Origin of the sequence: Massilia sp. LMS1-1-1.1 (assembly GCF_040815535.1) — a bacterium.
Taxonomy (GTDB): domain Bacteria; phylum Pseudomonadota; class Gammaproteobacteria; order Burkholderiales; family Burkholderiaceae_D; genus Janthinobacterium; species Janthinobacterium aestuarii.
The window spans coordinates 556,846-577,535 of the sequence record NZ_JBFPNG010000001.1 but is presented as its reverse complement, the minus strand read 5'-3'; the positions used below and the strand labels follow the sequence as shown (position 1 = coordinate 577,535).

Here is a 20,690-nt window from a genome sequence, read left to right as displayed (position 1 = left end):
CCTTATACGCCTTGCTTGAGCGAGGCGGAGATGAAGTCGTCGATGTCGCCATCGAGCACGCCCTTGGTATTGCCCGTCTCGAAACCGGTGCGCAAGTCCTTGATGCGGGACTGGTCCAGCACGTAGGAGCGGATCTGGTGACCCCAGCCCACGTCCGTCTTCGAGTCTTCCAGCTTTTGCTGTTCGCTCATGCGCTTGCGCAGTTCATGCTCGTACAGCTTCGCTTTCAGCATTTCCATCGCTTCGGCGCGGTTGCGGTGCTGCGAACGGTCGTTCTGGCACTGCACCACGATGCCGGTCGGCGCGTGGGTCATGCGTACGGCGGAGTCGGTCTTGTTGATGTGCTGACCGCCGGCGCCCGACGCGCGGTAGGTATCGACGCGGATGTCGGCCGGGTTGACGTCGATCTCGATCGAATCGTCGACTTCCGGATACACGAACAGCGACGTAAACGAGGTGTGGCGGCCGTTGGCCGAGTCGAATGGCGACTTGCGCACCAGGCGGTGCACGCCCGTTTCCGTGCGCAGGAAGCCGTAGGCGTGATCGCCCTCGACCTTCAGGGTGGCCGTCTTGATGCCGGCGACCTCGCCGTCGGACTGCTCGAGGATTTCGACCTTGAAGCCCTTGCGTTCGCAATAGCGCAGGTACTGGCGCAGCAGCATCGAAGCCCAGTCCTGGGCTTCCGTGCCGCCGGCACCGGCCTGGATGTCGATGAAGCAGTTGTTCGGGTCCATCGGATTATTGAACATCCGGCGGAATTCCATGCTTTCGATGACCTTGCGGATTTCCTGCACGTCCTGCTCGATCGCTTCGAGCGTGTCGTCGTCGCCTTCTTCGCGGGCCATGTCGAACAGGTCGCGGGTGTCGCGCAGGTCGGCATCGGCCTTGGCCAGGGTGAAGACGATGGCTTCCAGCGCCTTCTTCTCTTTACCGAGGTCCTGGGCGCGTTTGGGATCGTTCCAGACGGTAGGATCTTCCAGCTCTTCGTTGACTTGCTCTAGTTTCTCCGACTTGACAGTGAAGTCAAAGATACCTCCGAAGTTCGGCTTCGCGGACCGTCAGGTCGTTGAGCAGGGCGGAGATGATATTGATGCGTTCGGCTTCCATAATGTTCTGGTCTTCTATGGTGAAATCAAACCCTGAATTATACGCGAGCGCGGCGCGTTTCTGATGCCGGCGGCGCGGAATCGATGCCGCACGGGGCAATAAAATCGTCATTTCGCTGTATTTGCGACAATATTTTTGCCTTGATAGGGGCTGCCGTGCTGCGTATGATGCTGGCGATATTGTCTTTCCAGAGGAATACATCATGCTTCAATCTCCCCGTCTCGCCCTGTTGCCGCTGCTGCTGGCCGGCTGCGGCGCCTTGCCGCCCGCCGCCACCGGTCCAGTCCAGCCATCGGCCGCGCTGGCCGGCAGCAGCGCCGTCCTGGCCCTGCTGGAGACGACGGACTTGCACGCGAATGTGCTCAGTTATGATTACTACAAGCTGCAGGCGGAGCCGTCGATCGGCCTGGAACGCACGGCGGCCCTGATCGCCCAGGCGCGCGCGCAGTTCCCGAACAACCTTTTGCTCGACAACGGCGACACCATCCAGGGTACGGCGCTGGCCGACTACCAGGCCCTCGTGAAACCGCTGGCCTGCGACCAGACCCTGGCCATCTACAAGGCCATGAATGTGCTGAAAGTGGACGGCGGCGGCATCGGCAACCACGAATTCAACTACGGCCTGGCGTTCCTGAGCCAGGTGACGGGCAACCGCTTCGACGTCGACAGTGTCGACGCCAGCAAACCGCGCTGCGCCGGCCCCACGTTCCCGCAAGTGCTGGCCAACGTCTACAGCGTGAAGAGCGGCAAGCCGCTGTTCGCGCCGTATCACATCATCGACAAGCAGATCACGGCCACCGGCCCCGATGGCAAGGCCATCACCAGCACTGTGAAGGTCGGCATCATCAGCTTTGCGCCGCCCACCATCATGGCGTGGGACAAGCGCTGGCTCGAAGGCCGCGTCTACACGCAGGGCGTGCGCGAGACGGCGGAAAAATTCATCCCCGAGATGCGCGCCAAGGGCGCCGAACTGGTGGTGGCCATCTCGCACGGCGGCCTCGATGACAGCCCATATTCGCCGACCATGGAAAACGGCAATTACTACCTGTCGCAAGTGCCGGGCGTGGACGCCATGCTGATCGGCCACTCGCACCAGCTGTTCCCGAACGCGGCCAGCACGGTGCCGCAGTTTAATTTGCCCGGCGTCGACAAGGCCCGTGGCCTGGTCAATGGCGTGCCCACCGTGATGGCCAATTTGTGGGGCAAGCACCTGGGCGTGATCGGCCTGCGCCTGCGCCACGACGGCAAGCAGTGGGTCATCGACAAGAGCGCCACGACGGTGGAAGCGCGCGGCATCCAGAACGCGGACAAGAGTTACGTCCAGCCCGATCCTGCCATCGCCAGACTGGTGGCCGAGGAGCACGCGGCGACGATTGCCTACGTGCAGACGCCCGTGGGCGTGACGGACTTCCGCATGTCGACGTATTTCGCCGACGTGGGCGACGTGAGCGCCATCGAGGTGGTGAACCAGGCGCAGGCGGGCTATCTGGCCGCATATGTGAAGGCGAACCTGCCGCAGTTTGCGCACTTGCCCGTGCTGTCGATGTCGTCGCCGTTCAAGAGCGGTTCGGCCGGCGTGTCCGACTACACGGACGTCAAGGCGGGCAATGTGGCGCTCAATAACGCGGCCGATCTGTATTTGTATCCGAACGCGCTGTACGGCGTGAAGATGACTGGCGCGGACCTGAAAGCCTGGCTGGAACAGTCGGCGCAGCGTTTCAATACCATCGACCCGAACAAGCTGGAAGCGCAGGAACTGGTCAACACGGCCCACCCGAGCTACAACTTCGATGCGATCACCAGCGCCGACGTGCGCTACCAGATCGACGTCACGCAAAAGCCCGGCCAGCGCATCAAGGGCCTCACGTACAAGGGCAAACCGGTGGACGCCAGCCAGGAATTTTTGATCGGGACGAATAACTACCGCGCCAGCGGCGGTGGCAACTTCCCGGGCCTCGACGGCAGCAAGACGGTGGTGGCTTCGCCCGACAACAACCGCGAACTGCTGATCGCCTATGTCACGCAGCAGAAAAACCTGACGCGGGCGAAAAACGGTTCGGCGCGCAGTTGGCGCTTCGCCAAGGTTGCCACCAAGGGCCCCGTGGTGTTCCATTCGGCGCCGAACGTGATCGAGCTGGCGCAAGCGGCCGGCATCGACAACGTCACGCAGTTGAAGCTGGATGATGGCGCGGGCAAGGGCTTTGCGCTGTACCAGCTCGACCTGTCGAAATGATGCTGGCCAACTTGCTGCTGGCCGCCGCGCTGGCTTTGCCCGTGGTGGCCGCGCCCGATGTCACGGCCCAGGCCAAGGTCCTGATGCGCGCGGGAGAAGCGACCCAGCCGCAGGCACGCGTCCTGTTCGAGCAGGCTGCGGGGCAGGGCAGCGGTCCTGCCGCATACTACCTGGGCCTGATGCACAAGAACGGCATGGGCGGGCCGCAGGACAAGGCCGCCGCCATGCGCTGGCTGGAGCAGGCCGCGCAACGCGGCGTGGCGCCCGCCATGTTCATCCTGGCGAACATGCTGCTCGATAGCGACGAAGCCAGGGCGCGTTACTGGCTTGACGCCGCCTGCGACCTCGAATACCCGGAAGCGCTGCAGCAGAAATCCCTAGCGCTGGCCGAGGGGCAGATGGGCTATGCGCACAACGAGGAGCAGTCGTTTCTGTTCCTGAAGATGGCCACGCACGCGATGGGGCACCGGGCGCCCGAGCCCTGAGTTACGCTGGCGCGTCCTTCTTCGGCTTGGCCCGCAGGCTGGCTGCCGCCTCGCCGATGGCGAACGGGTCGCGCGACAGGATGGCGGCGCCCAGGTCGACCAGCCTGGCCGCCGCACCGATGGCGGCTTTCACGTCGGCGATACGCTTGAGCTGCAGCTTGCCCTTGGCGATGGCGCCCTCGATATCGCCGCGCGCCTGTTCCGCGCCTTCGGCTGTCAGGTAAATGCCATACGCGCGAAACAGGGACACCATCTGGTCCAGGTGGTCTTCATATTGCTCCAGCAGCGCGCGCTCGTCCGGCGCCAGCGCCTCGCGTTCGCGGATGCGCAATTCCAGCACCAGGCTCGATGCCTGCGCCAGACTGTCGGCGATGGCGTAGCTTTGGTCTTTTGTCAGTTCGGTCAGTTGGGCCATGGGATACTCCTGTGTGCGCGCCGCTTACCAGCGGGCGGGGCCATAGAAAACAGCCTGTTTTTGCAGCGTTTCGACCTGGCGTGAAAACTGCGCCAGCTGCTGTTCCAGTTCGGGCGCCTGCAGGCGGTCGAGATTGGCGCGCAGCGCGGCCACGCTCGCTTGCAGCGCGTCGACGGCGGCGACGTACGCGGCGACGATCTTTTCCCTTTCCTGCAATTGCCGGCCTTCCAGGTGCAAGCGCGTGCGGATGTAGTTGGCGGCCAGCGGCTCGCGCGGCGCGGCCTTGTCGACGGCGCCACGCAGCAGGTCCAGGTCGCGCAACTCATCCTGCAAGCCGGCGCGGTAGCTGCGCTGCGCATACTCCTTGAGCGCATTGCTGACGATGTCGACGGCTTCCTGCTCGTCGAGCAATTCGCGCAGGGCCGATTTCTGCAGGCGCTGCGTGGCCAGGCGGCTCAGGTGCTCGCTCAATTTGACGACCTTCGACAGCTTGCCCGCATCGAGCAGGGGCGCGCCGCCACCCGGCTGCGCCAGGCCGCCCAGCGCATCGCCGAGTCCTGCAAACTCTTCCTTGTAGACAGGCAGCTTGTCATCGGCCAGCGCCGCCAGGGTACGGGCATAGCGCAGCAGGAGGTCGTTCAGGCTGGCGATCGAGGCGCTGGCCTGCGCGATGGCGGCGCAATCGGCGCGCGCCGCCTGTTCGCTCGCTTGCGCATCGAAACGCTCGGCCAGGATCAGTCGCTTGCGCATGGCCTTGTCCATGCAGCTGTGGACGCCGCCAGCCAGCATGGGTTCGAAGTGGACCGACATCTTTTGCGTCTGTTCGGCAAACGTGCGCACGGGCGCCAGGTTGGTGGCGCAGCCGCCCAGCAGCAGGCTGGCGATGGCGCCAAGTAGCAGGGGAGAAATGGACGAGTTCGACGGGCGCTGCATATCGCCTCCATGCGGTGGGAGTGGCTGATCGGACCTGCGCGTACGCGCTGGCAAGGGCGACGTTAGCATGCTGGACAGTGCCAGTATTGCGCCAGATCAGCGTCCTGATGAATCGCCGAGCTCGCCTTTGCCTGTCGCGTTTTGCCACAGCAGTGTTGCCCGATGGCGCAAGGTGCGCCAATTTGCGTCATATTTTCCTTACAAAAGGCTGACATCGGGCCAGCAATTGGTGCTTTTCTGCATGTTGCGACGCGTCATATGTAGTTGTTGCTGGAGCATGTTTACTCACCTACAATGATTTATCGATGGGGCGGTTATCCAGCGTACGACAATAAAAATAAGTGGCATTAAAAACGTTGTAACAGAGGAGATGACAATGAATTTGAAACAGAAATTGCTTGTAGCAAGTTTGGTTTTGGGTTTCTCGCAGGCGGCAGTCGCAGCCGACCCCATCAAGATCGGCGTGTCCGGTCCGTTCACGGGCGGTTCCGCGCCGATGGGCGTGTCGATGCGCGACGGCGTCAAGCTGGCCGTCGCCGAAATCAATGCCAAGGGTGGCGTACTGGGCCGTTCGCTGCTGCTGATCGAGCGCGATGACGAAGCGAAGAATGAACGCGGCGTGCAGATCGCCCAAGAGCTCATCAACAAGGAAAAGGTCGCCGCCACCGTCGGCTACATCAACACGGGCGTGGCTCTGGCCTCGCAGCGCTTCTACCAGGAAGCGAAAATTCCCGTCATGAACAATGTGGCGACGGGTTCCATCGTCACCAAGCAATTCGCCGACCAGCCGGAAAACTACGTCTTCCGCAATGCGGCCAATGACACCATCCAGTCCGGCATGATCGTGCATGAGGCGATCGAGAACCGCAAGTTCAAGAAAGTGGCGATCCTGGCCGACTCCACCAACTACGGCCAGCTGGGCCGGGAAGACCTGGAAAAGGCGCTCGACAAGAAGGGCATCAAGCCCGTCGTCGTGGAAAAATACAACATCAAGGACGTCGACATGACGGCCCAGCTGCTGAAAGCCAAGCAGGCGGGCGCGGAAGTCGTGCTGACCTACGGCATCGGCCCGGAACTGGCGCAGATCGCCAACGGCATGGAAAAACTGGGCTGGAAAGTGCCGCTGATCGGCAGCTGGACCCTGGCCATGGGTAACTTCATCGACAACGCGGGCAAGAACGGCAATGGCACGCGCATGCCGCAAACCTTCATCCAGGATGCCAGCACGCCGAAACGCAAGGCCTTCATCGACGCCTACGTGGCCGCCTACAAGCCATCGGGCGGACGCATGCCATCGGCCGTCTCGGCCGCGCAAGGCTACGATTCCATCTACCTGCTGGCAGCCGCCTTCAAGCAGGCAGGCGGCACGGACGGCCCGAAAGTGCGCGCCGCGCTGGAAAACCTGAATGAGAAGGTGGAAGGCGCCGTCACCACCTACAACAAACCGTTCAGCAAGACCAACCATGAAGCGATCACGGCCGAGCTGACAGTCTTCGGTGAAGTCAAGGACGGCAAAGTCGTCCTCGCGAAATAAGCCTGGCGGACATTCGCCGCGCAGTGGCCAGCCTTGAGGAATCAGGACTGGCCATTTTTTCATCGTTCGTCTTCCGGGGAATACCATGGAAATCTTCCTGCAGCTCGTCTTCAGCGGCATCGCGCTGGGCATGATCTATGCCGTCATCGCCTTCGGCTACCAGCTGACCTTTGCCACTTCCGGCACCCTCAATTTCGGCCAGGGCGAATCCCTGATGCTGGGCGCGCTCGTGGGCCTTTCCCTGGTGGGCACCATCCACGGCGGCCCGTACATGAGCTATCTGTTGATGATCCCCATCGTCATCGTCTTCGGCGCCTTGCAGGGCGTGTTCGTCGAATGGATAGGCGTGCGGCCCGCCATCAAGATCAAGTCCGAATTCGGCTGGATCATGTCGACCATCGCGCTGGCCATCATTTTCAAGAACGTGGCGGAAAACATCTGGGGCAAGGATGACCTGATGTTCCCGTCGCCGTTGTCGGCCGCGCCGTTCCAGGTGTTTGGCGCCAACGTGCAGCAGATGCAGGTGGCCGTCATCGTCGGCGCGCTGGCCATCATGCTGGCCGTCGAAGTGTTCAACCGCAAATCGATCTACGGCAAGGCCGTGGTGGCGACAGCCAACGACCGCGACGCGGCCGGCCTGATGGGCATCAACACGGGCATGGTCATCACGTTTTCCTATGCGCTGTCGTCGGCCACGGCCGCCTTTGCGGGCGTGCTGGTGGCGCCGCTGACCTTGACGGGAGCCACCATGGGCGCCTCGCTGGGCTTGAAAGCGTTTGCCGTGGCCATCATCGGCGGCCTGACCTCGGGCGTGGGCGCCATCGTCGGCGGCCTGATCCTGGGCATCGCGGAAACGACCACCGGCTACTACATCTCCACCGGCTACAAGGAAGTGCCAGGCCTGCTGCTGTTGCTGCTGGTGCTGGCCGTCAAGCCGTCCGGCCTGTTCGGCAAAGCCGCGATCAAGAAAGTCTGAGGACGACATGAACAAGAAAATCACCATGCTGGCACTGAGTGCGGCGGGACTGGCCGCGCTCGCACTGTTCCCCATCGTCATCCCGAACCCGTATTACATCCACCTGGCCGAGACCATCCTGATCTACGCCATCCTGCTGTTCGGCCTCGATATCGTCGTCGGCTACACGGGGCAGGTGTCGCTGGGCCACGCGGGCCTGTTCGGCATCGGCTCGTACGTCACGGGCGTGCTGGTGTTCAAGCTGGGCGTGTCGTTCTGGCTGGCCATCCCCGCCAGCATCCTGGGCGCGGCCGTGTTTGGCGCCATCCTGGCCTTGCCGGCCCTGCGCGTGACGGGCCCGTACCTGGCGATGGTGACCCTGGCCTTCGGCACCATCGTGCAAATCCTGATCAATGAAATGAGCTTCCTGACGGAAGGGCCGATGGGCATCAAGATCCACAAGCCCGTGCTGTTCGGCCACAAACTGACGGAAGTGGAGTACTACTACATGGTCGCCGCGCTGCTGGTGATCTCGTTGGTGGTGGTGCACCGCATCTTGAAATCGAACCTGGGCCGGGCGTTCGAAGCCTTGCGCGACAGCCCCATCGCCTCGGACTGCATGGGCGTGTCCGTGTACCGCTACAAGGTGTACGCCTTCGTCATCAGCGCCGGTTTCGCGGGCCTGGCCGGCAGCCTGTATGCGTATTCGGAAGAGTACATCTCGCCCAATACCTACAACTTCGAGCTGACGATATTGTTCCTGCTGGCCGTCATCATGGGCGGGCGCAAGACCCGTTCGGGCGCGCTGATCGGTGCCCTGATCGTCGTCATGCTGCCCAGCCTCTTGTCGGACATCGAATTGTTCCGCAAGATCGCCGTCGGCGCCGCCGTGCTGGGCGTGATCGGTTCCGCCTTCATGCTGGCGAAAAAGCGCTCCACCTTGCGCGGCGTGATCGTGCCCCTGGTGGCCACCATCGGCCTGGCCGCGTTTTCCTACAAGCTGGAAAACATGGTCGACTGGCGCCTGACCATCTTCGGTTTGATGACGCTGTTCGTCGTGTACTACCTGCAGGACGGTATCGTCGGCTTTTTGATGAGCTTTATCGGCAAGGGCCGGCGCCACGTGCAGGCCGTCGCTTCCCATGGCGTAGCGCCGTTCGACCACGCGCAGGGCGGCCAGCAGGGCGCGACCTTGCTGCGCGTGGACCAGGCCCTGATGCAGTTCGGCGGCCTGAAAGCGCTTAACCAGGTGGATCTGAACGTCACGCAAGGCTCCGTGCACGGCTTGATCGGGCCGAACGGCTCGGGCAAGAGCACGATGATGAACGTGCTCACGGGGATCTACAAGCCGACGGCGGGCAAGGTGGAATTTGCCGGCGCCGTGATCTCCGGCCGCACGCCGTCCGAGATCGCGCTGGGCGGCGTGGCGCGCACCTTCCAGAACGTGCAGCTGTTCGGCGAGATGACGGCCACCGAGAACGTGCTGGTGGGCTTGCACAACACCTTCAAGTCGAACGTGCTGGACGTGATGCTGCATACGCCGCGCTACAAGCGCGAAGAGACGGCCGCGCGCGAGCGGGCCGCCAGCATCCTCGAGTTTGTGGGCCTGGCCGACCTGGCCAACGAAGAGGCGCGCAATCTGCCGTATGGCAAGCAGCGGCTGCTGGAAATCGGCCGCGCGCTGGGTCTCAACCCGCGTTTGCTGCTGCTCGATGAACCGGCGGCCGGCCTGACGGCACCCGACATCAAGGAGCTGATGGCCATCATCCGCAAGATCCGCGAGCACGGCATCACCATCATCCTGATCGAGCACCACATGGACGTGGTGATGGCCCTGTCGGACGTGGTGACGGTGCTGGATTTCGGCCAGAAGATTGCCGAAGGCGTGCCTGCTGCCGTGCAGAGCGATCCGAAAGTGATCGAAGCCTATCTGGGCGGCAGCGCCGAAACCCTGGCGCCAGCGGCGCACTGAGAGGAAGACCATGCTGACCATTCAAAATTTGCACGCCGCCTACGGCAAAGTCGAAGTCCTGCACGGTATTTCGCTCGACGTCCCGAAGGGCAAGCTGGTGACCCTGATCGGCTCGAACGGGGCCGGCAAGACCACCACCATGCGCGCCATTTCCGGCATGCTGAAACCGAAGTCAGGCACCGTCACTCTGGGCGGCAAGGATGTCACGGGCCTCGATTCGCACAAGATCGCGCGCGCGGGACTGGCCCATTCGCCGGAAGGCCGGAGGGTGTTCGCCTCGATGTCGGTGACGGACAACCTGCTGCTGGGCGCCTTCCCCCGCTTCACGCGGGCGCGCCCGAAAGGCGACATCAAGGGCGACCTGGACAAGGCCCTGGAGTTGTTCCCCCGTCTGAAGGAGCGGCGCGACCAGCTGGCCGGGACGCTCTCGGGCGGCGAGCAGCAGATGCTGGCGATGGCCCGCGCCGTGATGCTGAACCCGGAAGTGATCCTGCTGGACGAACCGTCGATGGGCCTGGCGCCGATTCTGGTGGAAGAAGTCTTCCGCATCATCACGCGCTTGAAGGCCGAAGGCGTGACCATGCTGCTGGTCGAACAATTCGCCGCCGCCGCTCTGAACGTGGCCGATTACGGCTACGTGCTGGAAAACGGCAGCATCTCCGTGCACGGCCCGGCGGAAAGCCTGAAAACCGATCCGAAGGTGATCGCGGCGTATCTGGGGGGAGGGCATTAATGATGGCCTGACAATGCGCTTGCTGCGCATTGTCAAATCCTATACAGCCGTGTGCCTGGCAGGACTTGCCGGCTACGAATTGAGCAGGCGACGGCGAATCAATGCTTCCAGGTCACGGCTGGTATGGGCAATCATATGAACATAGACGATATCGTTATGTCCGTACTCGATGATGATACGATTCTGGCCGGCCAACAGTTGGCGGTGAGTCGTCAAGTGAAGGTCTTCAAGTTCAGGAACAAAGCTACCTTTAATGTTCCAATCTTTGAGAGAACTGACTTCAGCCAGAATCTCTTGCGTCACCTTCCTGGCAAAAGCAAGGGATTCGCTCTGCTTCAGATAGAAGCGAATGTCCTGTAAATCGTTCAGGGCGTATTGAGTCCAAATGATTTTCATTTGCGTAATCAGTTGTCGTCGTCTTCAGCTTCCAGAAGGGCCACAACGTCATCATGACCGATGACTTTACCTTGCTCAATCTGCTTGCGGCCGAGAGCAAGGATGCGGAGCATGGCAAGCTGATCTTGGATCTTTTGATAGCTAACGGGGTCTAGCACAACTGCCTGAACTCTGCCATTTACCGTGATGGCTACCGGGTCATGAGTCTCCAGTACCTGTTTGACCACGTCGCTGGTGTTGGTCTTCAAGTAACTAATTGGCTGAATGTTTAGAAAATTCATATTCCCCTCCATAAGTTGGCAGGCCGATGATAGCACCGGATGACCAAATTAAGTACCGAATTTAGTTGGTTGCACATTTTCCTTGTTTCTGGCGCAGCCTGTCAGCATCAGTGTTTGGTCGGCTTCTCCTGCTGCACCAGAATGAACGGGCTGACGACGACGGCCCACAGGGACGCGTCGGCGGCCTGCCAGTCCAGCGCCTGCTGGTCCGAGACTTTGGCTACTTTGCCATCGGCCATCCATTGCGTGATGGTCGCCTTGTCGTCGTGCGATATGCGCACGGCCACTTCGACCAAGTCCAGCTCGTTGGCGACCCAGACGACGTTGCCTTGGGCGAAGTGCTTTTCCAGTTCGCTCCAGGCCAGGCGGGCCGTTTCGCTGTTGACTTTGAGGCGCAGTTCGGTGTCTTTTTCAGGATTGGTTTGCATGTGAGATCAGGTTGCGGTGAGTCGGTGCCGATGCGCGCGGTTTATTTGCCCGGGAGGGCTTCCACGCGCGGCGTCGGCGTACCCTGCCATGTTAACCGATAGGCGGTGCCTTTGCGAACATTGCCGACCAGGGCAGGTCGGAAGCAGGCCAGGTTGGTGCCGCCCGCCAGCCGGGTGCTGGGGAAGATGATGCCCATGGAACCGGCCTCGAGCAGGATGGCGGCCAGGTCTTGCGAGGCGATGTAGCTGGCCGGGTCCAGGCAGGCCGCATAGCGCTCCTGGCCGCGCAAGTCGTGGAAGCTGGCGGAAAAATCGGCCAGCAGCGACTGGTAGTTGACGCTGTCGGCGAAATAGTCGATTTCCTGGTATTCCACGGTCTTGTGGAAAATGATCTCGGCCAGCGCCGTTTTCATGTCGAAGGCGCAATACCAGGCGCCCCGTTCGCCATCGTTGAAACGCGCCCCTTCCGGCCGGGCATAGGTGTAGGCGGCGTTGATGATGCGAAAGTGCGGCACGCCAAAAACCAGTTCGTCCACGCCAATTCCTGGCGCGCCGCCGTACTCGGCCACCAGGCGGGCGTTGGTGGCGTTATCGAGTTCGAACAGCTCGCGCAGGTGATCGTCATCCTCGGCCAGCGGCGCCAGCACGGAGTCTTCCATGTCCGCGAAGCGCGATGGAATCAACCGGCAAGTGTCGATCTGGCGCAGCGCGGCCAGCGGCGGCAGGTGGGTATTCGGGGCTGCAGGCACGATTACAGTCCTCCGCGGCGCGCGTCGAGCAGCTTGCGCACCGTCTGCATGGCCAGCAAGCCGCCGGCCAGCATCTGCGACAGGGGCGTGCGGCCGCCAAACACGGGATTCTTGTTGGGCAAACTGACCCATTCGTCGGCCAGCTTGTCGCCATACAGGATGTGCAGGGCTTTATAAATGCCCAGCAAGTAGGAAATGCGCGTGATGCGGTCCACTTCCAGCACGCGGTCCGGGTGCTTTTTCCACTCGTAATAGGCGCTGCTGGACAGGCCGCCCAGCAATTCGCGCGCATCGTCGTCGCGCAGTTTCCAGGCGGCGGCCAGCTTGAAAAAGCCTTTCAAGGCCGCTTGCGACAATCGCTCGCGTTCGGCTTTGGCGTTCAGGTCGACGAGCACGGCCGGTTCGAAGCGGCTCTTGGGGTAGGCGTAGGCAAGATTCATGATGAACTCCTTTTATGGAATAATATTACTCCTTTTCGGGAATTTGTGCTGTCCTCGTCCAAATGTGCGCGTCTATACCCTTAGCCGTCAAAGAATTGCATGCCAGCATAGGGCGCCGCCCGGCAGGCTGCCAACCGCTGCGCCAGACTGCCAGCATGGGCTTCCAGCCGGTGGCCGTCCGGATCGAGAAAATATAGGGAATCGCCGGCGCTGCGGTTTTGCTGCCATTCGGGCACGTCGGCGGCGCGCAGGCGGGCGGCAAACGGGGCGAAGTCGGCGGACGCGATGGAAAACGCGTAATGCGTGTAGCCGGGGCTGGCCAGCACAGGCGTGTCTTGCCCGTCAAGCGACAGGCACAGCCACAAGTCCCCGGCCGACAGATACGCGCCCCTGTCCCAGCGTGCATGCAGGCACAGGCCCAAGGTGTCGCGGTAAAAGATGATGCTGCGCGCCAGGTCGCGCACGGACAGGGTGAGGTGGTTCAGGCCGGTCAGCATGGATTGGGAGGTGTCGGGAAGGCGATCAATAGGTTTGGGCCGGTGTCATCAGATAGGCTCGGCGTGCTCTACCATGAGTTGTACCTTGGTCGTGCCATTGTATTCATTCGCATCCAGTCTGAACGCGACCCTCGTGCGTTCGCCCAAGGCATCCGTATGCCCGAACCAGATGGCGTCGAAGCGCACGCCGTTCTTTTCCAGCAGCAGTTTCAGATGGCGCTCTTTGAGGATGCGCTGGCTGACGACGCGGAACTCGTCGCAGAAGACGGGCGGGGCGAAGCCCTGGCCCCATACCTGGCCATCCATCAGCTCGATGAAGGCCGTCGTGTAATAGGCGTCCTCCAGCGGGCCGTCCGTTTCCACGACCCGCTCCAGCTGTTGCTGGCTGAGCCAGGCCTGGCCCACGGCTTCGAAGGCCTTGGAAAACGCATCGAAGGCGTCGGCGCGGATGGTCAAGCCTGCCGCCATGGCGTGGCCGCCGAACTTGTCGATCAGGCTCGGCGCCCGTTTCGACACGAGGTCGAGCGCGTCGCGCAAGTGGAAGCCGGGAATCGAGCGTCCGGAGCCCTTGATCCAGCCGTCCGCGCCCGGCGCAAACGTGATGGTCGGGCGGTAGAATTTTTCCTTCAGGCGCGAGGCCACGATGCCGATCACGCCCTGGTGCCACGATTCATCGAAGACGCTGATGGTGCTGCTGTTGGCCGGCTCGAACGTGTCCAGGTGCAGCAGGGCTGTGTCCTGCATTTCCGCTTCGATCTCGCGGCGCTTCAGATTGATGTCGTTCAATTGCTGCGCCAGCGCCCAGGCGCGGCCTTCGTCGTCCGTGACCAGACATTCGATGCCCAGCGACATGTCTTGCAAGCGGCCGGCCGCATTCAGGCGCGGTCCCAAGGCAAAGCCCAGGTCGAACGGCGTGGCGCTGCGCGCTTCGCGGCCCGCCACGCGGAACAGGGCCGCCACACCCGCGTGCATATTGCCCTTGCGCATGCGTTTGAGACCTTGCGCGACGAGGATGCGGTTGTTCGTATCGAGGCGCACGACGTCGGCCACCGTGCCCAAGGCCACCAGGTCGAGCAGGTTGTCGAGCTTGGGTTGCGTTTGCGCATCAAAGAGGCCGCGCCGGCGCATTTCCGCGCGTAGGGCCAGCAAGACGTAGAACACGACGCCCACGCCCGCCAGATGTTTACTGGGAAAACCGCAGGCGGGCTGGTTCGGGTTGACGATGACGGCCGCGTCGGGCAGGGTGTCGGCCGGCAAATGGTGGTCGGTGACGACCACCTGGATGCCGCGCCGGTTCGCTTCGGCCACGCCGTCGATGCTGGCGATGCCGTTGTCGACGGTGATGATGATGTCGGGCGACTTTTCGCGCGCCGTCAGTTCGACGATTTCCGGCGTCAGGCCGTAGCCGTATTCGAAGCGGTTGGGCACGATGAAATCGACGTCGGCGCCCATGGCGCGCAAGCCGCGTATGGCCACGGCGCAGGCGGTGGCGCCGTCGCAATCGTAGTCGGCCACGATGACCATGCGCTTCTTGGCGGCAATCGCGTCGGCCAGGAAGACGCCGGCCGCGCCGATGTGCAGCAAGCCCGATGGTGGTATCAAGTCTTTCGGCTCGATCGAGAGTTCTTTCGCGTCGGACAGGCCGCGCGACGCGTACAAACGGGCCAGCACGGGGTGGATACCGCCCTGGCGCAGCAATTCGGATTCGCGGTAGGGGCAGGGACGGGTGGCGATGCGGGTACGGGTCATGATGCTTTCAACTTGTTCAGGGTAATCGCGCGCCAGAATTTGCGCTGCGCGTTCTTGCTGGTGGTGCAGTCCAGCCAGGCGTCGCGGTGGCTCAGCACCAGGCGCAACTGGCCCAGGCGGCCATCCTTGAGGGCCACCAGCAGGGGCGCGAACCAGTTGGCTTCCAGCGCTTGCAACTGCTGCAGCCACATGCCCCATTCCTGCGCCTGCGCCGCTTCGGTCAGGCCGCCGAGCACGACGATCGCGTCCTGTGTGCTGGCCAGCACACTGTTTGGACTGGCATCGCGCTGCGCCGGTTCCGCCAGCGCGGCCAGCCAACCCGGTGCTCCCTGCGTATGCAGGCTGGCCGCGCAGCGCCCGGCTTGCGCCGTAGCCAGGCTGCCGCCCCAGATCCAGAAGGAATTGATGGCTTTCAAGCCCCGCTCCTCGCGCGCTGCATTGACGGGATGTTCATGCCACAGCATCTGCACTTCGTTTTGCAGGCGGCGCGCGGCGCGCGCATGCTCGCCTTCGGGCATCCACACGGACAAATCTTGCGTGGTGGCGGCGTCCGGCGTGGCGCACTGCAAGTCGGACCAGGCGTCGGCGCGCATGAACCAGGTGCCCGCGTCGCCATACGCGAGGGGCTGGCCGATCTCGTCGAAATACGGGGCCGCAATGTCGAACAGGGCGCGGCCATCGGCCTCGCTCAGTTTGAGCTGGCGCAGGTCTTCCAGGCTGATATGGCTGCGGGCGATGGCCAGGTGGGCCGGATGCAGCAGGAAGTAGCGCGCGCCCGGTTCCGGCACGAGGCCGTAGCCGCGCATGGCCTGGGCCGCGAAGGCCGCCTGCGCCGCCTCGCCGTTGGGCGCGGGCGACAGGGTCAAGGCGTGCGCCAGCCACGCTTCGTGCGGCAGCAGGCGGTTGGTATTGTCAAAAATTTCCAAATTGCAAGTGGATGTGCGCGACAGCAGCGCCGCCAGCGCGGGCGCCTGCAAGACCTTGAGCAGGTCGGCAGCCAGTTCGGCAGTGGGCAAGGCGAAGGGCAGGACGAGGGTAAGTTGATTCATCCCGAGATTGTAGGCGATTGTGGTGGGGGCCGAGAAGGTGCATCTATTTTCAGGCCCCGGATGGCAACACCGCGCGTGCTGGGTATGCGCAAAAAATTATAAAAATTTTATTGATATTTTTGGAAATTAATTTGCTTTTGAAAATATTATGGATATAATTGCGACAACTTAAATACTAGAAAGACAATCACCCCCTGCTGCGTGGTTGCGTCGTCTGGCTCCTGTGTCCCTCGAAACTGTATACAAGATCTGCCGGCTTCATTTTTTTAAACAAGTCCCTTCTTGGAAGCCCACCTATGTATACATTCGCCGCTTTGCGCGGCCAGGCTGATTGCGCCCTGGCCCTCCGTATTTCCGCTCCTGCAGCCGCCGTGGCATGCCGTCAGGAGGCCGCATGACTACCTACAACCTGTCGACCACGGTCCACGTCTGTGAAGACATCAACAAGAATTTCGATATCCGCGACCTGCTGATCCAGGCCGGCTACTCGGTGCAAGGTGAACTGAATATCAAGAATTTCACGGTTTTGTTGCCGGACGATACGGAATCGACGGAGAACACGCCGCTGTTCGGCATGCTCGACGCGGACACCGTGTACGTGCGTCCCGGCGACTGGGCCGCCAACTACAATGGCAGTTTCTCGACCATCCAGGTGACGATCGACAAGGGCAATGGAGACATCGTCCAGCTGAGCTTGCAAGTCATCATCGATCCCGTCAATGATGCGCCCGATGCGGCCGACAAGACCTTCACTCTGGTCGACGGTTCCAGCGTGGTGCTGAGCGAAAGCGATTTCGGCTTCCACGACGACGTCGAGCACGACGGCTTCAAGTCCATCGTCATCACCAATACCACCACGGCGGGCCAGGTCTTGCTCAACGGCGTGGCCGTGGCGGTGGGCACGGAAGTCTCCATCGACGATATCCGGGCAGGCCACCTGGTCTTCGTGCCCAGCCAGACCGTGGCCGGCGACTTCGACCTCGGTTTCAAGGTGCGCGATGACGGCGGCACGGAAGGCTGCAATGCGCAAGACCTGAGCCTGGCGCCCCATTACCTGACCTTCAAGGTGCCGATGGCCCACCTTGGCGACTTCGTGTGGGAAGACAAGAACGCCAACGGCGTGCAGGACGCGGGCGAGGCAGGCATCGCCAATGTTGTCGTGCAATTGAAGGATACGGCCGGCAATGTGGTGGCCTCCACTACGACGGACGCCAGCGGCGGCTACCACTTCGATGTCAATCCGGGCACCTATTCGGTGACCGTGGTGGCGCCCGCCGGCTACGTGCCGACGGCAGCGAACCAGGGCGGCGACACGGCCAAGGACAGCAATATCGATGCGGCCGGCAAGATGGCGCCCGTCACCCTGGCGCCGGGCGAAACTAACTTGACCCTTGATGCGGGCCTGTACCGCACGGCCGAGCTGGGCGACCGCGTCTGGTTCGACACGAACAAGAATGGCGTGCAGGATGCCGGTGAAGCGGGCGCCGCAGGCGTCAAAGTGACCTTGCTCGATGCGTCGGGCAACGCCGTCGGCAGCCCGCTGCTGACGGATGCGAACGGCAACTACCTGTTCACCAACCTGAAACCGGGCGCCTACAGCGTGCAGTTCGATAAAACGACGTTGCCAGCCGGCTACGCCTTCACGGGCCAGGACCAGGGCGGCGACGACCAGCGCGACTCGGACGCGAATGCCGACGGCCGCACGGCGCAAGTGCTGCTGGCCTCGGGCGACAGCAACCACAGCGTGGACGCCGGCATCGTCGCCTTGCCAGCCACTCTGGGCGACCGGGTCTGGCATGACAGCAATATGAATGGCGTGCAGGATGCGGGCGAAGCGGGCATGGTCGGCGTCACCGTGCAGCTGAAAAACGCGGCTGGCAGCGTGATCGGCTCGACCTTGACGGACGCCGCCGGCTATTACAACTTCAATGTCGATCCCGGCACGTATTCGATCACCGTCGTCGCCCCAGCCGGCTATCTGACGACGGTCAAGGATGCGGGCGGCAACGATGCGCTCGACAGCGACATCAATACGCTGGGCAACAGCGGCCAGGTGACGGTGGCTGCCGGCCAGAACTACAGGGATCTCGATGCCGGCCTCTACAAGACGGCCTCCATCGGCGACCGTGTGTGGCTCGATGCGAACGGCAACGGCACGCAGGATGCGGGCGAGGCGGGCGTCTGTGGCGTGAAAGTCAACCTGTACAACGCGCAAGGCGCCGTCGTGGCCAGCGCCACCACGGATGCCAGCGGCAATTATCTGTTCAGCAACCTGGTGCCAGGCAATTACTATCTGGGCTTCGTGCCGCCGGCCGGCTACGGCTTCACCAAGGCCGACATCGGCGGTTACGCCACCGATTCGGACGTCAATCCGGCCACGGGCTTCACCACCACGTGGACCACCCTGAAGTCGGGCGACGTGCAGCTGGACTGGGATGCGGGCCTGGTGAAACTGAACACGGCGTCCATCGGCGACCGCGTGTGGGAAGACAAGAACTACAACGGCGTGCAGGAGGCGGGCGAACTGGGCGTGGCGGGCGTGAAAGTCAATCTGCTCAATGCGTACAACCAGGTCATCGCCACGACGACGACGAATGCCAGCGGCAATTACCTGTTCAGCGAACTGGCGGCCGGCGGCTACAAGGTGGAAGTCATCCGTCCATCGGGCTTTTACTACACCAAGGCCAATCTGGGCGTTGACACGGCCGATTCCGACGTCGATGTCAGCACGGGGCGCTCGGGCCTGATCAACCTGGCCGCGGGCCAGAACGACATGAGCTGGGATGCGGGCATTTACCGCAAAGCCAGCCTGGGCGACAAGGTGTGGCGCGACGCCGACCATGATGGCGTACAGGACTACAACGAGGCCGGCATCGCCAACATCAAGGTGCAACTGTACTCGGGCAGCGGCGTGCTGCTGGCCACCACGTACACGAATGCCTACGGCAACTATTTGTTCAGCAACCTCGATCCGGGCAGCTATTCGCTCAAGTTCGACAAGTCGGGCGTGTACCACGCGGGCTACGCCATGGATGCGTGGCGCTGGGGCGCGAAGAACGTGGGCACGAACGACAACATCGATTCGGACGTCAACAGCAATGGCACGACGGGCAACGTGGTCTACACGGACATATTGAAACTGGCGTCGGGCCAGAACGACATGAGCTGGGATGCGGCCATCACGCCCATCGTCATCGACCTCAACGGTGACGGCGTGCACACGATCGCCCGCGCCGACTTCCACGGCAGCTTCGACTTGCTGGGCACGGGCAGCGCCATCCAGACGGGCTGGGTCTCGGCCCAGGACGGCTTGCTGGCCATCGACAGCAATGGCAATGGCAAGATCGACAACATCTCCGAACTGTTCGGCGGCAACGAGAAGGGCACGGGCTTTGCCAAGCTGTCCGGCCATGACTCGAACGGCGACGGCGTGGTCGATGCGCACGATGACAAGTTTGCGGAATTGCGCATCTGGCGCGACGCCAACAGCAACGGCGTGACGGACGATGGCGAGCTGATGTCCTTGCACGACGCCGGCGTGGCCAGCCTGACAGTCAGCTACACGGAACTGCCTTTCCTCGACGCCAACAGCAATTTGCACCTCGAGCGCAGCAGCGCCACCCTGGCCGACGGCAAGACGGTCGACATGACGGACGTGTATTTCAACGTCGACGCCAAGGATGCGGCCGCCGCCGGCGTGACCTTGCCCAGCATGGCCGATCTGCTGCGCGACGACAGCACGCTCGACGTGGTACTGGGCCAGGATGGCACGGTCAACACGGTCGCTGCCGCCCAGGCTGCCCCGGCTGCCGAAGCCCAGGCCCAGTGCGAGATGGCCGACCTCTTGCGCCGCGCCATGGCCCACGCGAATGTCCAGCCCCAGGAAATGGCTGCCTGATGTCCCTTGCCGGCCCGTAATCCTGCCCGGCAATGCCGCACCGGCGCACCCGTCACGGGGCGCCGGCGCTTTCCACGCTTTTTCCACACTTGATAATAGAAATAGGGAAACCAATGAAACAATCCATGCACCTGTTCGTCCGCGGCGCCATCGCCGCCGCCACGTTCGTCCTTGCCAGCGGCAGCGCCCTGGCCGCCTCCAACCTGCAAGTCGTCGATTCGCACAGCGTCAGCCTGTTTACGGCTGCCGGTGGCGCCTTCGGCTCGGGCAGTGCCATCTCGCCGACCTTGTGGGAAGTCAAGTACGACAGCAATACGTTCCTGGCGTTTTGCCTCGATCCCCATGTTGCACTGAGCAATAGTTCGAACAGCTACAGCAGCGGCGTCTTCGCCGCCAGCGATTCCGTCAAGCGCCTGTATGAAGGCTATTACGCCTCGTCCGTCGCGAATGTGTCGACCAGCGCCAACAGCGCCGCCGCCTTCCAGCTGGCCCTGTGGGAATTGAATAACGACAATACGAACCTGCTGACGGGCGATTTGCGCTTCAAAAGCCTGAGCAATGCCGTCGTCAGCGAGGCCAACACCATGCTGGGCGTGGCCACGGGCAATGGCGCCATCCAGAACCTGTACAACTACACGAGCTTGAGCAGCGTCAACCCGGCTTCGCAAACCCTGCTGGCCGTGTCGCCAGTGCCGGAAGCGCAAACCTGGGCCATGCTGGTCGCGGGCCTGGGCCTGCTGGGCTTCATGGCGCGCCGCCGCAAGGGCGCTTCCGCGCTGACTTGATTATTACTCGTTAATCATTACTCATCGCTCATCGCGCAAGCGATAGCGTTC

General features: G+C 62.5%; 20 protein-coding genes. 8 read left to right on the top strand and 12 right to left on the bottom strand.

Annotation, left to right across the window (positions count from 1 at the left end; all coding sequences use genetic code 11):
• Positions 1–2 precede the first annotated feature (2 nt).
• Positions 3–1,107 (bottom strand): peptide chain release factor 2 gene (gene prfB, locus MRBLMS1_RS02680; protein WP_115057524.1). Its coding sequence is split into 2 segments (ribosomal slippage): positions 3–1,025 and positions 1,027–1,107, totalling 1,104 coding nucleotides; the frame shifts between segments, so codons are not numbered across the junction.
• Positions 1,024–1,311: a hypothetical protein gene (locus tag MRBLMS1_RS02675; RefSeq protein WP_485879011.1), complete on the bottom strand. Its 288-nt coding sequence runs from the start codon at positions 1,309–1,311 to the stop codon at positions 1,024–1,026. Before MRBLMS1_RS02675 ends, prfB begins: the two co-directional genes overlap by 84 nt.
• Between MRBLMS1_RS02675 and MRBLMS1_RS02670 the strand changes: the two genes are divergently transcribed.
• Positions 1,310–3,340 (top strand): bifunctional 2',3'-cyclic-nucleotide 2'-phosphodiesterase/3'-nucleotidase, encoded by a 2,031-nt coding sequence (locus MRBLMS1_RS02670; RefSeq protein ID WP_485877648.1) that lies wholly within the window; start codon positions 1,310–1,312, stop codon positions 3,338–3,340. The two genes, MRBLMS1_RS02675 and MRBLMS1_RS02670, sit on opposite strands and share 2 nt — an antisense overlap.
• Positions 3,337–3,825 carry a tetratricopeptide repeat protein gene (locus tag MRBLMS1_RS02665; RefSeq protein ID WP_485877646.1) on the top strand — a complete coding sequence of 163 codons (489 nt, stop codon included), beginning with the start codon at positions 3,337–3,339 and terminating at the stop codon, positions 3,823–3,825. Before MRBLMS1_RS02670 ends, MRBLMS1_RS02665 begins: the two co-directional genes overlap by 4 nt.
• Position 3,826: 1 nt before the next feature.
• Here MRBLMS1_RS02665 and MRBLMS1_RS02660 read toward each other — a convergent pair whose 3' ends face one another.
• The gene (locus MRBLMS1_RS02660) at positions 3,827–4,240 is read right to left on the bottom strand and encodes a hypothetical protein (protein WP_485877645.1); all 414 of its coding nucleotides are present in this window, start codon (positions 4,238–4,240) and stop codon (positions 3,827–3,829) included.
• A 24-nt stretch (positions 4,241–4,264) separates the two neighbouring features.
• A complete protein-coding gene (locus MRBLMS1_RS02655) occupies positions 4,265–5,173 on the bottom strand; it encodes a hypothetical protein (protein ID WP_139089547.1) in 909 nt (302 codons plus the stop codon).
• 376 nt (positions 5,174–5,549) lie between these two features.
• Between MRBLMS1_RS02655 and MRBLMS1_RS02650 the strand changes: the two genes are divergently transcribed.
• The 4 genes from MRBLMS1_RS02650 (at position 5,550) to MRBLMS1_RS02635 (ending at position 10,367) form a co-directional block, all read left to right on the top strand.
• The gene (locus MRBLMS1_RS02650; RefSeq protein WP_034755418.1) at positions 5,550–6,707 is read left to right on the top strand and encodes an ABC transporter substrate-binding protein; all 1,158 of its coding nucleotides are present in this window, start codon (positions 5,550–5,552) and stop codon (positions 6,705–6,707) included.
• 85 nt (positions 6,708–6,792) lie between these two features.
• Positions 6,793–7,683 (top strand): branched-chain amino acid ABC transporter permease, encoded by an 891-nt coding sequence (locus MRBLMS1_RS02645; RefSeq protein WP_010398938.1) that lies wholly within the window; start codon positions 6,793–6,795, stop codon positions 7,681–7,683.
• 7 nt (positions 7,684–7,690) lie between these two features.
• Positions 7,691–9,634, top strand: coding sequence for a branched-chain amino acid ABC transporter ATP-binding protein/permease (locus MRBLMS1_RS02640; protein ID WP_456150138.1), 1,944 nt, complete (start codon positions 7,691–7,693; stop codon positions 9,632–9,634).
• Positions 9,635–9,644: 10 nt separating this feature from the next.
• The gene (locus MRBLMS1_RS02635; protein ID WP_485877643.1) at positions 9,645–10,367 is read left to right on the top strand and encodes an ABC transporter ATP-binding protein; all 723 of its coding nucleotides are present in this window, start codon (positions 9,645–9,647) and stop codon (positions 10,365–10,367) included.
• Between the two features lie 72 nt (positions 10,368–10,439).
• Here the strand turns inward: MRBLMS1_RS02635 and MRBLMS1_RS02630 are convergent, their stop codons facing one another.
• From MRBLMS1_RS02630 to MRBLMS1_RS02595, 8 genes are all read right to left on the bottom strand, one after another.
• Complete coding sequence (locus MRBLMS1_RS02630) at positions 10,440–10,763, bottom strand: type II toxin-antitoxin system RelE/ParE family toxin (RefSeq protein ID WP_456150136.1); 324 nt, start codon at positions 10,761–10,763, stop codon at positions 10,440–10,442.
• An 8-nt stretch (positions 10,764–10,771) separates the two neighbouring features.
• Positions 10,772–11,044 carry a type II toxin-antitoxin system Phd/YefM family antitoxin gene (locus tag MRBLMS1_RS02625; protein WP_181878085.1) on the bottom strand — a complete coding sequence of 91 codons (273 nt, stop codon included), beginning with the start codon at positions 11,042–11,044 and terminating at the stop codon, positions 10,772–10,774.
• 107 nt (positions 11,045–11,151) lie between these two features.
• Complete coding sequence (locus tag MRBLMS1_RS02620) at positions 11,152–11,472, bottom strand: DUF2288 domain-containing protein (protein WP_128142873.1); 321 nt, start codon at positions 11,470–11,472, stop codon at positions 11,152–11,154.
• Between the two features lie 41 nt (positions 11,473–11,513).
• Positions 11,514–12,221 (bottom strand): RES family NAD+ phosphorylase, encoded by a 708-nt coding sequence (locus tag MRBLMS1_RS02615; protein ID WP_485877640.1) that lies wholly within the window; start codon positions 12,219–12,221, stop codon positions 11,514–11,516.
• A 2-nt stretch (positions 12,222–12,223) separates the two neighbouring features.
• A complete protein-coding gene (locus tag MRBLMS1_RS02610; protein WP_034755432.1) occupies positions 12,224–12,661 on the bottom strand; it encodes an MbcA/ParS/Xre antitoxin family protein in 438 nt (145 codons plus the stop codon).
• An 80-nt stretch (positions 12,662–12,741) separates the two neighbouring features.
• Positions 12,742–13,158, bottom strand: coding sequence for a fosfomycin resistance glutathione transferase (fos, locus tag MRBLMS1_RS02605; protein ID WP_485877638.1), 417 nt, complete (start codon positions 13,156–13,158; stop codon positions 12,742–12,744).
• Between the two features lie 48 nt (positions 13,159–13,206).
• Positions 13,207–14,907: a single-stranded-DNA-specific exonuclease RecJ gene (gene recJ, locus MRBLMS1_RS02600; protein WP_485877636.1), complete on the bottom strand. Its 1,701-nt coding sequence runs from the start codon at positions 14,905–14,907 to the stop codon at positions 13,207–13,209.
• Positions 14,904–15,956 carry a hypothetical protein gene (locus tag MRBLMS1_RS02595; RefSeq protein ID WP_485877634.1) on the bottom strand — a complete coding sequence of 351 codons (1,053 nt, stop codon included), beginning with the start codon at positions 15,954–15,956 and terminating at the stop codon, positions 14,904–14,906. The genes recJ and MRBLMS1_RS02595 overlap by 4 nt, the downstream gene beginning before the upstream one ends.
• Before the next feature lie 394 nt (positions 15,957–16,350).
• On the opposite strand from MRBLMS1_RS02595, the gene MRBLMS1_RS02590 reads away from it, so the two are divergent.
• A complete protein-coding gene (locus MRBLMS1_RS02590) occupies positions 16,351–19,854 on the top strand; it encodes an SdrD B-like domain-containing protein (protein WP_485877632.1) in 3,504 nt (1,167 codons plus the stop codon).
• 113 nt (positions 19,855–19,967) lie between these two features.
• Entirely contained in the window at positions 19,968–20,639 is a 672-nt protein-coding gene (locus MRBLMS1_RS02585; RefSeq protein WP_485877630.1) for a PEP-CTERM sorting domain-containing protein, read from the top strand.
• Positions 20,640–20,690 lie beyond the last annotated feature (51 nt).

Excerpts from the sequence above, each read along its gene's own strand:
- MRBLMS1_RS02625 (WP_181878085.1), bottom strand. The coding sequence starts at position 11,044 with ATGAATTTTCTAAACATTCAGCCAATTAGTTACTTGAAGACCAACACC.
- MRBLMS1_RS02670 (WP_485877648.1), top strand. The coding sequence starts at position 1,310 with ATGCTTCAATCTCCCCGTCTCGCCCTGTTGCCGCTGCTGCTGGCCGGC.
- MRBLMS1_RS02585 (WP_485877630.1), top strand. The coding sequence starts at position 19,968 with ATGAAACAATCCATGCACCTGTTCGTCCGCGGCGCCATCGCCGCCGCC.
- MRBLMS1_RS02660 (WP_485877645.1), bottom strand. The coding sequence starts at position 4,240 with ATGGCCCAACTGACCGAACTGACAAAAGACCAAAGCTACGCCATCGCC.
- MRBLMS1_RS02595 (WP_485877634.1), bottom strand. The coding sequence starts at position 15,956 with ATGAATCAACTTACCCTCGTCCTGCCCTTCGCCTTGCCCACTGCCGAA.
- MRBLMS1_RS02610 (WP_034755432.1), bottom strand. The coding sequence starts at position 12,661 with ATGAATCTTGCCTACGCCTACCCCAAGAGCCGCTTCGAACCGGCCGTG.
- MRBLMS1_RS02640 (WP_456150138.1), top strand. The coding sequence starts at position 7,691 with ATGAACAAGAAAATCACCATGCTGGCACTGAGTGCGGCGGGACTGGCC.
- MRBLMS1_RS02590 (WP_485877632.1), top strand. The coding sequence starts at position 16,351 with ATGACTACCTACAACCTGTCGACCACGGTCCACGTCTGTGAAGACATC.
- MRBLMS1_RS02620 (WP_128142873.1), bottom strand. The coding sequence starts at position 11,472 with ATGCAAACCAATCCTGAAAAAGACACCGAACTGCGCCTCAAAGTCAAC.
- MRBLMS1_RS02630 (WP_456150136.1), bottom strand. The coding sequence starts at position 10,763 with ATGAAAATCATTTGGACTCAATACGCCCTGAACGATTTACAGGACATT.
- MRBLMS1_RS02675 (WP_485879011.1), bottom strand. The coding sequence starts at position 1,311 with ATGATGTATTCCTCTGGAAAGACAATATCGCCAGCATCATACGCAGCA.
- MRBLMS1_RS02650 (WP_034755418.1), top strand. The coding sequence starts at position 5,550 with ATGAATTTGAAACAGAAATTGCTTGTAGCAAGTTTGGTTTTGGGTTTC.
- MRBLMS1_RS02665 (WP_485877646.1), top strand. The coding sequence starts at position 3,337 with ATGATGCTGGCCAACTTGCTGCTGGCCGCCGCGCTGGCTTTGCCCGTG.
- recJ (WP_485877636.1), bottom strand. The coding sequence starts at position 14,907 with ATGACCCGTACCCGCATCGCCACCCGTCCCTGCCCCTACCGCGAATCC.
- MRBLMS1_RS02645 (WP_010398938.1), top strand. The coding sequence starts at position 6,793 with ATGGAAATCTTCCTGCAGCTCGTCTTCAGCGGCATCGCGCTGGGCATG.
- MRBLMS1_RS02635 (WP_485877643.1), top strand. The coding sequence starts at position 9,645 with ATGCTGACCATTCAAAATTTGCACGCCGCCTACGGCAAAGTCGAAGTC.
- MRBLMS1_RS02655 (WP_139089547.1), bottom strand. The coding sequence starts at position 5,173 with ATGCAGCGCCCGTCGAACTCGTCCATTTCTCCCCTGCTACTTGGCGCC.
- fos (WP_485877638.1), bottom strand. The coding sequence starts at position 13,158 with ATGCTGACCGGCCTGAACCACCTCACCCTGTCCGTGCGCGACCTGGCG.